The sequence below is a fragment of the Burkholderia sp. AU6039 genome, assembly GCF_002223365.1.
Lineage (GTDB): Bacteria > Pseudomonadota > Gammaproteobacteria > Burkholderiales > Burkholderiaceae > Burkholderia.
In genome coordinates, this window is the sequence record NZ_NKFK01000003.1 from 1,932,065 (window position 1) to 1,945,327 (window position 13,263).

Below are 13,263 nucleotides of genomic sequence, written 5' to 3' on the forward strand. Positions count from 1 at the left end.
GGCGCTGCCTGCGCCGGACCGCGACGGAATCGATGCGCGTGCAACGACCGCACCGCCGTGCGGTGCGCCCCACTCCGCGCGACGTGCCGCGATCAGCCGCGCGTCGATGCCATGTACGACGGCTGCGGCTGCGCAGGGCCGTCCCCTGTCGGCAGCTTCGAATGGCTCGCGTCTTCGATCAGCCGTCCGACGGTCGGATCGATCGCGTCGGTGAACGGCTTGGGATCGATGCCGACCGCCAGCACCACCAGTGCGAGCGACGCGAACATCACGATCTCGCGACGGTTCAGGTCGGCGAGCTTCGCGATCCGCTGGCTCGCGACCTTGCCGAACACGACGCGCTTGAGCATCCACAGCGTGTACGACGCGCTGAGGATCAGCGTCAGCGCCGCGATGGCGCCGATCCAGAAGTTGAAGCGGATCGCGCCCATGATGACCATGAACTCGCCGACGAACCCCGACGTGCCCGGCAGGCCGACGTTGGCCATCGCGAACAGCACCGTGAAGGTCGCGAAACGCGGCATCACGCCCGCGACGCCGCCGTAAGCGGCAATCTCGCGCTGCTTCGTGCGATCGACGAGCACGTTCACGCACAACAGCATCGCGCCCGCGACGAAGCCGTACGACACGAGCTGGACGATCGCGCCTTCGACGCCGATCCGGTTGAACAGGAACAGCCCGAGCGTGACGATCCCCATGTGCGCGACCGTCGAATACGCGAGCAGCTTGCCGAGATCGGTCTGCGCGAGCGCGATCAGGCTCGCGTAGACGATCGCGAACAGCGACAGCGCGATCACGGCCGGCGCGAAGAAGTGGCTCGCATCGGGCGTGACCGGCAGCGCGAAGCGCAGGAACCCGTAGCCGCCGAGCTTGAGCATCGCGAGCATCAGCGCGGCGCCGGTCGGGCCGTCGGTGTAGACGTCGCTCAGCCACGTGTGGACCGGCCACATCGGCACCTTGACCGCGAAGGCGGCGAAGAAGCCGAGGAACACCAGCAACTGCGGCGCGAAGCCGAGCTGCAGCGTGCGCCATACGGCCATGTCGAACGTATGCGACTGCGCGTACAGGTACAGCATCGCCATCAGCAGCAGCAGCGAGCCGGCGAACGAGATGAAGAAGAACTTCACGGCCGCGTACACACGACGCTCGCGCCCCCACGTGCCGATCAGCAGGTACAGCGGGATCAGCGTCGCCTCGAAGAAGATGAAGAACAGCAGCCCGTCCTGTGCGACGAACACGCCGACCATCAGCCCCGAGAGGATCAGGAACGACGCGTAGTACTGCGCGACGCGTACCGTGACCGACTCCCACGACGCCACCACGACCACGAGCGTCGTGAACGCGGTCAGCACGACGAGCCACAGCGACGCGCCGTCGATGCCGACCCGCCATCCGGAATTGAACGCCGCCAGCCAGTTGCGGCTTTCGACGAACTGCATCGCGGCCGAGTGCGCATCGAAACCGGCAACCAGCGGCACGACCGCCGCAAGCCCCACCAGCGCGCCGACGAGCGCGATCAGCCGCGTACGGCGTGGATGATGATCGGAACCGGCGCGCAGCAGGCACGCGCCGAACAGGATCGGAGCCCAGATGGCCAGGCTCAGGAAGGGAAAATCATGCATGTCAACGAGGCCTTGATGAAGTCGCGCACTGCATCGGGGACAGGCGAGACGAAAGGAACGAAATCAAATCGACAGGTAGATTTCGTGAATCGCCAGTGTTGGCAAAATGTAAAGCGGCATCACCGGAAAACTTGACGCCGCTCAAATGCGATCGGGTTAACCAGCATAAGACGATTGATTATTTTCTGCAGCGCAGCAGAGCGTCGTTTTTCAGCGCGATCCTATGCCACTGATTTTTATGCGTAATTTTTTGTATTGCCCGATGAGGCCGATCGTAAAAATCGACGCAGTGCCGCATTTTTGACGTCGGCTTGTTGTTTCGGAGGGTCGTAGGGCGCTAATTGAAGCATGGCAGGGCTGTGAACGAGTGGCCCTCCATCCTTACACTACACCTTTCATTTTCAATACAAACGGCCTTGCCTTGCGCAGGCCGTACGACGGGCAGACCGGCTCGCCCCTACCGCTGACGGCTCAGGCGATCCCAGATGCGCATCGTCACCGCGCGATAGTGATTGTGTTGCGCGGGAAAATGGACGAAGCGGCTGTCGCGTGTGGCGTAGACCGGCGACGCCGCGAGTGTCATCGCATCGACGATATGGCGTGCGTCGATCATGCCGGACTGCAGCAACTCCACATAGATCGCCTGCTGGTCGCCGCCGCTCGCATAGACCGACGAACGATCGCCGAAACTCTCGATGCGGGCGCAGATGCGCTCGACCAGGTCGCGCATCGGCGCCACGTTGCGCACGCCGATCATGCACGAATTGATCGCCCATGCCGTGTGATCGGTACCGATCACGAAATCGCGGCCGTCGATCGTACTGTCGATGGCCTGACTCTGGTCGATCGCCAGAATGTCCGCGTCGACCCAGAAGACGAACGCGTGATGCGGCAGATGTTCGCGAATCAGATGCAGCTTCGCCCAGTTCGCACCGATGCCGTCCGGCAGAAATGCGGGAGGTTCGCGATACGTGTGATACGCGTAACCATGCCGCGTGCAGTAGCGAGCAAAATTCTCCTCGTGCAGATCGCCATATCCCGCGATATGCGACGTATGCAGGCTCACGAACGCAATCGGGGCCTGCGGATTCACGTGCCGCTCCGCATCGCGCTCACTCTGCTGCGCGGCACGCCAGTCGTCCATTGCGTGCGGGCGATCGCCGTGCTGGTATCGCTCGGCATCGTCGACGAGCGCCGCCACATAGCGGAAATCGTAGTCGGCAGTCGGCGCCCAGACGTCCTCCACTTGCCGCCACTCGGGCGCCTGGTGCGCCACGAGCGGCCGGGCGCCTGCGATCGAATCGATCGCGAGCCCGTCGCTCCAGATCGTCTGGACCGATGCGAAATGACCGTTCGCGAGCGGCATATCGAACGGCAGCGGCGCAAAGTGCTCTGCCAGCAGAGTCGCCTCGCACGCGTGCCGCCGCTCCGGAAGGTACATCGCCCATTTGCCCAGCTCGACCACCAGCTTGCGCAACTGCTCACGCACGCCGGGCACGTTGCGGAAGATCATGCCGCTCGCAGCGGGCAGCGCCGACTTCGGCGTCTGCGTCGTGACGATTGCATCGTAACCCTGCGCGACATCCTGCAGCGCGTGCGGATCGAACACGACGGAAAACGGGTCGAGCACGAGCAGCAACGCGTCGGGCTCCATCGCGACGAGCTGCGCGACGATCACGTGGTACTTGTGCAGGATCGGCTGGCGCTCGCCATACACGTGCGTGCCGTCGACCGTCACATGCCGGTAGCCGTGCAACTGCGCATAGCGCGCGTGGTTGTCGACAAGTCCGTCGACAGGCCGATGAGAAAGGAAAGTCAGAACAGAATGCGGGCTGGCCAAGCGCATCACCCCAAGTCGCATCAAACGATAGGCGATATGTAACCCACTATCACCGCTCAAGTCGAGTACTCATGGCGTGACCGGCCGCATCGTGTGCCCGGCGCTTGACGGGCCCGAAAAAGAAAAAGCCCCGCAAGTCCGAGAACTTGCGGGGCTTTGTCACCGCTTTTGGCGGAGACGGAGGGATTCGAACCCTCGATCCAGGTTTTGGCCCAGATGCTCCCTTAGCAGGGGAGTGCCTTCGACCTCTCGGCCACGTCTCCCAAACTTTCGCTCGCACCAGGGAGGCAGTGCGACGAGAACGAAATAATATAGGGTTTCGAACCGCGCGTCAATTTCCGTGATGCATTTTCTTCAATGCATCACGAAAAATTCACGATGCCTGGTCGAGTTCGAATGCCTTGTGCAGCGCGCGGACGGCCAGCTCCATGTATTTCTCGTCGATCAGCACCGAAATCTTGATTTCGGACGTCGAGATCATCTGGATGTTGATGCCCTCTTCCGACAGCGTGCGGAACATCTTGCTCGCGACGCCCACGTGCGAACGCATGCCGACGCCGACGACCGACACCTTCGACACCTTCGGGTCGCCCTGCACGTGCTCGGCGCTCACGTGGCCCTTCACCTGGTTGGTGAGGATGTCCATCGCCTTCTGGTAGTCGCCGCGGCCGACCGTGAACGTGAAGTCGGTCTTGCCCTGGACGCTCTGGTTCTGGATGATCATGTCGACGTCGACATTCGCATCCGCGACCGGGCCGAGGATCTGATACGCGATGCCCGGCTTGTCGGGCACGCCCATCACAGCAATGCGTGCTTCGTCGCGCTGGAACGCGATGCCGGAAATGACTGCCTTTTCCATGGTCTCGTCTTCTTCAAAAGTAATCAGGGTGCCCGAGCGCATTTCTTCGTCGAGCGCAATCAGCGGATCGGTCAGGCTCGACAGCACACGCGTCTTCACCTGGTATTTGCCGGCGAATTCGACCGAGCGGATCTGCAGGACCTTCGAGCCGAGGCTGGCCATTTCCAGCATTTCCTCGAACGTCACGCGATCGAGGCGGCGCGCCTCTTCGACAACGCGCGGATCGGTCGTGTAGACGCCGTCGACGTCCGTATAAATCAGGCACTCTTCGGCACCCAGCGCAGCTGCAACCGCCACCGCCGACGTATCCGAGCCGCCACGGCCCAGCGTCGTGATGTGGCCGTCCGGATCGACGCCCTGGAAGCCCGTGATGATCACGACCTTGCCGGCATTCAGATCGGCCTTCACGCGTTCATCGTCGATCGAGTGAATGCGCGCCTTCGTGAACGCGCTGTCGGTCTTGATCGGCACTTGCCAGCCGGCGTAGCTCACGGCCTCGACGCCGATTTCCTGCAGCGCGATCGACAGCAGGCCGACGCTGACCTGCTCGCCGGTCGACGCGATCATGTCGAGCTCGCGCGGGCTCGGCTGGCTCGAAATCTCTTTCGCAAGACCGAGCAGACGGTTGGTTTCGCCGGACATCGCCGAAGGCACGACCACCATCTGGTGCCCGGCCTGATGCCATTTTGCGACGCGTTTCGCGACGTTCTTGATGCGCTCGACCGAGCCCATCGAAGTGCCGCCGTATTTGTGTACGATGAGTGCCATTGTCGTTCTGAACTGGAGGAGAAACCGCACGGGCGCGCTGGGCAGGCCGCGTAGCCGTTCGGTCACGCGGCTTGTGGCTGTGGACGGACGACGAGGGGGACGGCTGGGACGCAACACGCAAGCGTGACGGATTTTGCCCGGAAGGCCGATCAGGCCGCGCAAACCGGGTACGTCACGCGGAAAACCTGCACAAATCGCTCAAAAATCGAGCCGAGCAAACGACCGAGCGTACCCGATAGAGGCCCGCTTGACAAGCCGCTCGCCGCGTCCGGGGCCGTTCCGGCGCTGTTTACCAAATGGTGAAAATGCGCGTGCCATCGCGCCGCCAGGCGGCCCGCCGACGCTATGCGATCAGCAAGTCGGCGCGCCACTCGATCCGGCGCCACGCGCCGTCACCGGGCGCCCCGCCGCCGCACAAGCCGGCATCGCGATTCACGCCGAGGCGCGGCACGTAGATCAGCAAGTCGCCAGCGAACAGCAGCGGCACGTCGCGCTGCCAGGCGGGCACGCCGCGCTCCTGGAACAGGTTCTTCAGCGTACGGCCCGGGCCGCCCGGCGACGTGCGCATCCGCTCACCGCCCGCGCGGGCACGCGCCGCCAGCCGCGCGCCGCGCAGCAGCGCCTCCGGCACCGCGTCGGCGCTTCCCGCCTCGGCCGGCGCGAACACGAACGTGCCGCGCCACCCCGGCAGGTGCCAGACTTCCTGCCCGTCCCACGCGAGCATCGCTTCCGGATGCGGGCTCCCGGTGCCGTCATCGGCCGGTTCGCTGCTGTCGCCCGCTTCCCAGTAGACGACATCGCGATACAGGCGCAGGCATTGCCCCGCGTGATCGACGCGCAGCGCATGGGCGACATGCGTGGCACGCAACTGCCGCATCATGTTGGCGAGCCGGGCTGCCGACGCGCCCGGCAAGCCGAGCCGGCGCATCCAGAAGCGCAGCAGGTTCGCGCCGCGCGTGTCGTCGAACGCGACCAATGCGTCGCGCGACAGTGCCTGCCCGTCATCGCGCGCGGCAACGGCGAAGTCGAGTTCGGCCAGATCGTCGAGCAGTCGCTGCGCGGCCGCCGCATGCTGGGCCGCGCGGCCGAGCGCATCGCGAAAGCCCGGGAAATGCACGGCCAGCGCCGGCAGCACGTCGATGCGCAGCGCATTGCGCGCGTAACGCGTGTCGTTGTTCGATTCGTCGTCGATCCATGCCAGATCGCGCTGCGTCGCATAGCGCTCGAGTTGCGCACGCAACAATCGCAACAGTGGGCGCACCCGCTCGACGCTCACGCCGTCAGGGCGGTAACGCGGCGCCATGGCGGCCAGCCCCGCGATCCCCGCGCCGCGCAACAACTGCAGCAATACGGTCTCGGCCTGGTCGTCCGCATGCTGTGCGAGCCACAGCGCGGCCGCGCCGTGGCGCTCGCACATCTCGTCGAGCGCCGCATAGCGCCGCTCGCGCGCCGTTGCCTCGACACCGAGGCCGCTGTCGCGCGGCACGTCGACGCGCATCGATTCGAACGCGACACCGAGCCCTGCGGCGCTCGCCTCGGCGTGCGCAACCCACGCGTCGGCATTCGCACTCAGCCCGTGATGCACGTGCAGCGCGACGCAGCGCGACGCGCCCGCGACGCGCACGGCCGCATCGAGCAACACCGTCGAGTCGAGGCCGCCGCTGTACGCGATCGCGATGCGTGCATCGGGCGGCATGCCGGAAAGCGCAACGCCGACCGCGTCGAGAACGACGCGGTCGGCGGAGAATTCGGTGGGCGGAATCACGAGAGGAACGCGCGCGCAGCGGCGCGCGATTGGAGGACGCAGCCGGTCATGCGCCCGGCGTGGTTTCCTTGAACTTGCCGTAGGCCATCAGGCGCTCGAAGCGGCGCTCGCGCAGCGCATCGATGCTCATCCCCTGGAACTGGCGCAGCGAATCGGCCAGCGCACGGCGCAGCAACGCAGCCATGCCCTTCGGATCGCGATGCGCGCCGCCGAGCGGCTCGTTGATGATCTTGTCGATCAGGCCGAGCGCCTTCAGGCGGTGCGCGGTCAGGCCCAGCGCTTCCGCTGCTTCCGGCGCCTTCGCGGCGCTCTTCCACAGGATCGACGCGCAGCCTTCCGGCGAGATCACCGAGTAGGTCGAGAATTGCAGCATCATCACGGTGTCGGCCACCGCGATCGCGAGCGCGCCGCCCGAACCGCCCTCGCCGATCACCGTCGTGATGATCGGCGTCTTCAGCTCGGCCATCACGTAAAGGTTGCGACCGATCGCCTCCGACTGGCCGCGCTCTTCCGCGCCGATGCCCGGGTACGCGCCCGGCGTGTCGACGAACGTGAAGATCGGCAGACCGAACTTCTCGGCGAGACGCATCAGGCGCTCGGCCTTGCGATAGCCTTCCGGACGCGGCATCCCGAAGTTGCGCGCGGCGCGCTCCTTCGTGTCACGGCCCTTCTGGTGACCGATCACCATGCACGGATGGCCGCCGAAGCGCGCGAGGCCGCCGACGATCGACACGTCGTCCGCGAATGCGCGGTCGCCGTGCAGCTCGTGAAAATCGGTAAACAGTTCCGCAACGTAATCGAGCGTGTACGGACGCTGCGGATGCCGCGCGATCTGCGAGACCTGCCACGGCGACAGGTTCGCGTAGAGGTCTTTCGTCAGTTGCTGGCTTTTCTTCGACAACCGCTCGATTTCTTCCGAAATGTCGACAGCCGAGTCGTCCTGCACGAATCGCAGCTCTTCGATCTTGGCCTCGAGTTCGGCGATCGGCTGTTCGAAATCCAGAAACGTGGTCTTCATGTGTTCGAATCCTTGGGTCTTGCGGCAGCGCGTATTCTACCCGCGCGGGCGACGCTCAAAACCGGCTCTCAACTATTGATGTTTAAAACCCGATAGCCGCCGCTCAGGCGTCGGCGTCCGGCGCATCGAGGCTGCGCCACATGTACCAGGTCGCGACGGTACGCCACGGCTCCCAGTTGGCGGCAACTTCGCGCGCCTCGCTGCGCGTGACGGGTTCCCCGCTGAAGTAATTGACGCTGATCGCGCGGATCAGGCCCGGGTCGTCGAGCGGCAGGACGTCCGGCCGCGACAGGTTGAAGATCAGGAACATCTCGGCCGTCCAGCGGCTGATGCCGCGGATCTGCGTGAGTTCCGCGATCACGTCCTCGTCGTCCATCGACGTCCATTTGTCGACGTGCAGCGCGCCCGACACGAAATGCTGCGCGAGATCGAGGATGTATTCCGTCTTGCGCTTCGACAGCCCGCACGCGATCAGCTTGTCCGCGCCGAGCCGGATCACCGGCTGCGGCGCGAGTTTCGGACAGGCATCCCCGATGCGCGCCCACAGCGACTGCGCCGACGGCACCGAAATCTGCTGGCCGACGACCGAGCGCGCGAGCGTGACGAACGGGTCGCCGCGCTTCACGAGATGCGCGGGACCGAACTTCGGAATCAGTTTCTTCAGGATCCGGTCGCGCTTGACGAGGTCGGCGCATGCCTTGTCCCAGTAAGCAGGACGCACGACCACCTCCTCGCCGTCCGCTTCGGACGCACGGGCCTTGCGGGCCGCGTCGGCGGCCGGCGGCACCGCCGCCGGTTGCGCATGACCGTTGAGCGCGCCGTTCGGCACGGCGCGCGTCGCGTCCGTCTTCGCCGGCGGCACGCGCTTGGCTGCCGGACGCGCGGCGACCGGGGTCGCGCGCCTGACCGGCGCTTTTCTGGCCGTTGCCATCTTGCCTCCTACCTGACGGATCGGTCAGTGGAACGCACCGCGCTCATACGCGACGCCATTCGGTCGATCCGCCCGGTTTGTCTTCAAGTGCGATACCGGTCTCGAGCAGTTCCGCCCGGATCCGGTCCGCTTCGGCATAGTCCTTCGCTTGCTTCGCCGCGACACGCGCGGCGATCTTCGCTTCGATCTCGTCGGCGGCGAGTCCGCCCGCCTGCGCGGCGCCGGACGCCTGCTGCAGGAACGCGCGCGGTTCGCGGCCCAGCAGGCCGAGCAGGCCCGCCAGCTGTTTCAGTTGCCGCGCGAGCGATGCGTCGCCCGTGCGATTCACCTCGCCCGCCAGTTCGAACAGCGTAGCCACCGCGACCGGCGTGTTGAAGTCGTCGTTCATCGCGGCAGCGAAACGCTGCGCGTGCGGCTCGTTCCAGTCGAGCGCGAGCGTGTCGGCTTCAACATCTTTCAGCGCGGTATAGAGACGCGTGAGCGACGCGCGCGCATCGTCGAGATGCACGTCGCTGTAATTGAGCGGCGAACGGTAGTGCGTGCGCACGATGAAGAAGCGCATGACTTCCGCATCGTAGCGTTCGAGCACTTCGCGGATCGTGAAGAAGTTGCCGAGCGATTTCGACATCTTCTCGTTGTCGACCTGCACGAAGCCGTTGTGCATCCAGTAATTGACGAACGTCTGGCCGGTTGCGCCTTCGCTCTGCGCGATCTCGTTCTCGTGGTGCGGGAATTGCAGATCCTGCCCGCCGCCGTGGATGTCGAAATGCTCGCCGAGCAGCGTGCAGCCCATCGCCGAGCACTCGATGTGCCAGCCCGGGCGCCCCATCCCGTACTTCGACGCCCACGACGTGCCTTCCGGATCTTCCGGCTTCGCGCGTTTCCACAGCACGAAATCGAGCGGATCCTCCTTCGCGTCGTTCGCGGCGACGCGCTCGCCCGCGCGCAGGTCGTCGAGCGACTTGCCCGACAGCTTCCCGTAGTTCGCGAACTTGCGCACCGAGTAATTGACGTCGCCGTCGGTCGCCTGATACGCGTAGCCGTTCGTCTCGAGCGTCTCGATCATGCCGAGCATCTGCGGGATGAACTCGGTCGCGCGCGGCTCGATGTCGGGCCGCTGGATGCCGAGCGCGCTTTCATCGTCGTGCATCGCGCCGATGAACCGGTCGGTCAGCGACTTGATCGTCTCGCCGTTCTCGACCGCGCGGCGGATGATCTTGTCGTCGATGTCGGTAATGTTGCGCACATACGTGACCCGGTAGCCGATCGCACGCAACCAGCGCTGGACGAGGTCGAACACGACCAGCATGCGCGCGTGGCCCACGTGACAATAGTCGTATACGGTGATTCCGCATACGTACATCCGCACTTCGCCAGCCTGGCGCGGCACGAAGACTTGCTTGTCACGCGCGAGCGTGTTGTAGATGCGCAGTGATTCCATAGAGATGAACCGTGAGCCGAAGGAAACCGCCCTGGCGAAGCTCGCCCAGCATGCGAAACGGACGGACCATCTGCTGCGGCACCAGGCCGAGCGTCCTCGATATCACATGGGGCGGTCAGGCTGCAAGCACAGCGGTGACGGCCACGAGAGGCAAAGAAAGACTGTCTGACGCTCGCCGGAACGCGCAGACGTTTTGTTAGAATGGCTCGGAGTATAACATTCCGATTTACGCCTATGAAACCTCATCGCGGCCGCGCGCAGAGCGCTGCGACCCTCGTTGCGACCACCGTCATGGGCGTCGCGCTGACGCTTTTCGCGGCTCCCGCGGCGCATGCGCAGAAGGCCCCGGCCACCGCCGACGGCACGCCCGAAATCGACGCGTCGATCGCCGGCAAGCAGTGGAAGCAGGCGCTCGCGCAGCTCGACGCGCGCATCGCATCGAACCCGCGCGACGTGCAGGCGCAGTTCAAGCGCGGCACCGTGCTCGCGCGCCTGAACCGCGATGACGACGCGATCCAGCAGTTCGTCGCGATCACGCAGGCGTACCCCGAACTGCCCGAGCCGTACAACAACCTTGCGGCGCTTTACGCGAAGCATGGCCGCTACGACGAGGCGCGCACCGCGCTCGTCACGGCGACGCAATCGAACCCCGGCTACTCGCTCGCCTACGAGAACCTCGGCGATCTCTACCTGCGCCTCGCGGCCGAGTCGTACAAGCGCGCGCAGTCGCTCGGCCGCACGAGCGGCGCGACCGCGCAGCGCCTCGCCGATCTCCAGAAGATCGTGTCGCCGCCGAAGGCCGCGCCGAATGCCCGCGCTGCCACACCGGCCACGCGCGACTACTCCGACCGCGCAGCCGCGAACGTGAGCACCACCACGCTGCCGATGTCGCCGACGTTCCAGTTCAGCGGTCCGTCGGGCGCACTGGCGGCGCCGTACGTCGCGCCGTCGCAATAAGCGGCGCGGCCTTCTTTCCCTCCCAACCTGAGGATCGCAATGAAACGTCTGTTGCTGGCGCTTGGCGGCGCCGCCCTTCTCGCGACCGCGACCGCACCTGCGTTCGCGCAATCGGCTACCGCGCACCCCGTCGTGCAGCTGAAGACCTCGCAGGGCGACATCCGCGTCGAGCTCTACCCGGAGAAGGCGCCGAAGTCCGTCGCCAACTTCCTCGATTACGTGAAGGCCGGCCAGTACAACGGCACGATCTTCCATCGCGTGATCAAGGGCTTCATGATCCAGGGCGGCGGCTACAAGACCAACTTCGAGGAGAAGCCGACCCGCGCGCCGATCCCGCTGGAGAGCCGCAATGGTCTGAAGAACCTGACGGGCACGATCGCGATGGCACGCACGAGCGATCCGAATTCGGCCACCGCGCAGTTCTTCATCAACACCGTCGACAACAGCGGCCTCGACTACCCGAACCCGGACGGCAACGGCTATGCGGTGTTCGGCAAGGTCGTGTCGGGTCTCGACGTCGTGAAGAAGATCGAAGGCGTCGCGACGACCTCGCGCGGCCCGATGCAGGACGTGCCCGCGCAACCGATCGTGATCGAATCGGCCAGCATCGTCTCGAAGTAAGAACCTGCCGGCACGTCCGGCGCCTCACGCGGCCGCGTCGCACGACCGGCCGCGTGCCATTTAAACCGCCTCACCGAAGGAATTCATCATGGTTGAACTGCATACGAACCACGGCGTGATCAAGCTCGAGCTCGACGCCGCGAAGGCACCGAAGACGGTCGAGAACTTCCTGAACTACGTGAAGAAGGGCCACTACGACGGCACCGTGTTCCATCGCGTGATCAACGGCTTCATGATCCAGGGCGGCGGCTTCGAGCCGGGCCTGAAGCAGAAGCCGACCGATGCGCCGATCGACAACGAGGCGAACAACGGCCTGAAGAACGACAACTACACGGTCGCGATGGCACGCACGAACGATCCGCACTCGGCGACCGCCCAGTTCTTCATCAACGTGAACGACAACGACTTCCTGAACCACTCGTCGCCGACGCCGCAAGGCTGGGGCTACGCGGTGTTCGGCAAGGTCGTCGAAGGCCAGGACGTGGTCGACAAGATCAAGGGCGTCAAGACGGGCAACGCTGGTTTCCACCAGGACGTGCCGACTGACGACGTCGTGATCGAGAAGGCCGTCGTGGTCTGACGCGCAGTTACGGAGGCACTTCGATGTTGCAGGAGAGTCCGCCGCGAAGCGTCTCCGCGGGCGTGCCGGGCGAGCGCGAATACGCGCAAGCCGCACGCCCGTTCCTGTTTCTCTCCGATCTGCACCTGAGCGAAGCGATCCCGAAGACGGTCGCCGCGTTCGAGCATTTCGTGAAATACACCGCCGACAGCGCCGACTCGGTGTTCATCCTCGGCGACCTGTTCGAATACTGGATCGGCGACGACATCCTCGACGACGATCCGTTCGCGGCCCGCATGGCCGCGCTGATGCACACGTTCTCGGAGCGCGGCATTGCGCTCTACGTGATGCACGGCAACCGCGATTTCCTGCTCGGCCGGCGCTTCATGAAGGCAGCCGGCGCGATGCTGCTGCCCGATCCTTCGCTGATCATGGCGTTCGGCCAGCGCATCGTGCTCGCACATGGCGACGCGCAATGCACGGCCGACCGCGGTTACCAGGTATTCCGTCGCTTCGCCCGCAACCGCGCTGCGCAATGGCTGTTTCTCGCATGGCCGTTCCGTTGGCGCCGTGCGCTCGCGCAGCGCATGCGCGCGAACAGCGAAGCGGGCCGGATGCGCCCTGCTTCGGCGATCTACGATGTCACGCGTGAAGGCGTGGCCGCGCTGTTCCGGAAAAGCCGCGCGAGCGTGATCATTCACGGCCATACGCACCGCCCTGCCCGGCACATGGAACCGGGTGGCATCCGCTGGGTGTTGCCCGACTGGGATCTCGACCACGGCAAGCCGCGCGGCGGCTACCTGCGCGTCGACGCAGAAGGCATCCACGCGATGCCGCTCGACTGACACCGCCGCTGCCGTCGCAACAACCGGCAGCGGCGTG

At 65.2% G+C, this 13,263-nt stretch carries 11 protein-coding genes and 1 tRNA gene; 4 read left to right on the top strand and 8 right to left on the bottom strand.

All coding sequences use genetic code 11. From position 1 onward, the window contains the following. Positions 1 to 92: 92 nt before the first annotated feature. The 8 genes from CFB39_RS11800 to cysS all read right to left on the bottom strand — a co-directional run bounded on the left by CFB39_RS11800 (position 93) and on the right by cysS (position 10,244). Positions 93 to 1,622: a NuoM family protein gene (locus CFB39_RS11800; RefSeq protein ID WP_069248321.1), complete on the bottom strand. Its 1,530-nt coding sequence runs from the start codon at positions 1,620 to 1,622 to the stop codon at positions 93 to 95. 457 nt (positions 1,623 to 2,079) lie between these two features. Further along, positions 2,080 to 3,468, bottom strand: a complete 1,389-nt coding sequence (locus CFB39_RS11805) for a hypothetical protein (RefSeq protein ID WP_089473130.1) — start codon at positions 3,466 to 3,468, stop codon at positions 2,080 to 2,082. A 163-nt stretch (positions 3,469 to 3,631) separates the two neighbouring features. Then, positions 3,632 to 3,725 (bottom strand) — tRNA-Ser (locus CFB39_RS11810). A gap of 110 nt (positions 3,726 to 3,835) precedes the next feature. Continuing rightward, a complete protein-coding gene (locus CFB39_RS11815; protein ID WP_039364692.1) occupies positions 3,836 to 5,089 on the bottom strand; it encodes an aspartate kinase in 1,254 nt (417 codons plus the stop codon). 343 nt (positions 5,090 to 5,432) lie between these two features. Further along, entirely contained in the window at positions 5,433 to 6,854 is a 1,422-nt protein-coding gene (tilS, locus tag CFB39_RS11820) for a tRNA lysidine(34) synthetase TilS (protein WP_089473131.1), read from the bottom strand. A 46-nt stretch (positions 6,855 to 6,900) separates the two neighbouring features. After that, positions 6,901 to 7,872, bottom strand: coding sequence for an acetyl-CoA carboxylase carboxyltransferase subunit alpha (locus CFB39_RS11825; RefSeq protein WP_039364696.1), 972 nt, complete (start codon positions 7,870 to 7,872; stop codon positions 6,901 to 6,903). A gap of 103 nt (positions 7,873 to 7,975) precedes the next feature. Beyond that, positions 7,976 to 8,803: a DNA-3-methyladenine glycosylase gene (locus CFB39_RS11830; protein ID WP_089425730.1), complete on the bottom strand. Its 828-nt coding sequence runs from the start codon at positions 8,801 to 8,803 to the stop codon at positions 7,976 to 7,978. 43 nt (positions 8,804 to 8,846) lie between these two features. Further along, positions 8,847 to 10,244: a cysteine--tRNA ligase gene (gene cysS, locus CFB39_RS11835; RefSeq protein ID WP_069248324.1), complete on the bottom strand. Its 1,398-nt coding sequence runs from the start codon at positions 10,242 to 10,244 to the stop codon at positions 8,847 to 8,849. A 234-nt stretch (positions 10,245 to 10,478) separates the two neighbouring features. On the opposite strand from cysS, the gene CFB39_RS11840 reads away from it, so the two are divergent. The 4 genes from CFB39_RS11840 (at position 10,479) to CFB39_RS11855 (ending at position 13,226) form a co-directional block, all read left to right on the top strand. Next, positions 10,479 to 11,201 carry a tetratricopeptide repeat protein gene (locus CFB39_RS11840; RefSeq protein WP_174975570.1) on the top strand — a complete coding sequence of 241 codons (723 nt, stop codon included), beginning with the start codon at positions 10,479 to 10,481 and terminating at the stop codon, positions 11,199 to 11,201. Positions 11,202 to 11,240: 39 nt separating this feature from the next. Continuing rightward, a complete protein-coding gene (locus tag CFB39_RS11845; protein WP_011352517.1) occupies positions 11,241 to 11,822 on the top strand; it encodes a peptidylprolyl isomerase in 582 nt (193 codons plus the stop codon). A gap of 88 nt (positions 11,823 to 11,910) precedes the next feature. Continuing rightward, positions 11,911 to 12,402 carry a peptidylprolyl isomerase gene (locus tag CFB39_RS11850; RefSeq protein ID WP_006478428.1) on the top strand — a complete coding sequence of 164 codons (492 nt, stop codon included), beginning with the start codon at positions 11,911 to 11,913 and terminating at the stop codon, positions 12,400 to 12,402. A 23-nt stretch (positions 12,403 to 12,425) separates the two neighbouring features. Further along, positions 12,426 to 13,226: a UDP-2,3-diacylglucosamine diphosphatase gene (locus CFB39_RS11855; RefSeq protein WP_089473132.1), complete on the top strand. Its 801-nt coding sequence runs from the start codon at positions 12,426 to 12,428 to the stop codon at positions 13,224 to 13,226. Positions 13,227 to 13,263 lie beyond the last annotated feature (37 nt).

Excerpts from the sequence above, each read along its gene's own strand:
- cysS (WP_069248324.1), bottom strand. The coding sequence starts at position 10,244 with ATGGAATCACTGCGCATCTACAACACGCTCGCGCGTGACAAGCAAGTC.
- CFB39_RS11825 (WP_039364696.1), bottom strand. The coding sequence starts at position 7,872 with ATGAAGACCACGTTTCTGGATTTCGAACAGCCGATCGCCGAACTCGAG.
- CFB39_RS11800 (WP_069248321.1), bottom strand. The coding sequence starts at position 1,622 with ATGCATGATTTTCCCTTCCTGAGCCTGGCCATCTGGGCTCCGATCCTG.
- CFB39_RS11850 (WP_006478428.1), top strand. The coding sequence starts at position 11,911 with ATGGTTGAACTGCATACGAACCACGGCGTGATCAAGCTCGAGCTCGAC.
- CFB39_RS11840 (WP_174975570.1), top strand. The coding sequence starts at position 10,479 with ATGAAACCTCATCGCGGCCGCGCGCAGAGCGCTGCGACCCTCGTTGCG.
- CFB39_RS11805 (WP_089473130.1), bottom strand. The coding sequence starts at position 3,468 with ATGCGCTTGGCCAGCCCGCATTCTGTTCTGACTTTCCTTTCTCATCGG.
- CFB39_RS11830 (WP_089425730.1), bottom strand. The coding sequence starts at position 8,803 with ATGGCAACGGCCAGAAAAGCGCCGGTCAGGCGCGCGACCCCGGTCGCC.
- CFB39_RS11815 (WP_039364692.1), bottom strand. The coding sequence starts at position 5,089 with ATGGCACTCATCGTACACAAATACGGCGGCACTTCGATGGGCTCGGTC.
- CFB39_RS11845 (WP_011352517.1), top strand. The coding sequence starts at position 11,241 with ATGAAACGTCTGTTGCTGGCGCTTGGCGGCGCCGCCCTTCTCGCGACC.
- CFB39_RS11855 (WP_089473132.1), top strand. The coding sequence starts at position 12,426 with ATGTTGCAGGAGAGTCCGCCGCGAAGCGTCTCCGCGGGCGTGCCGGGC.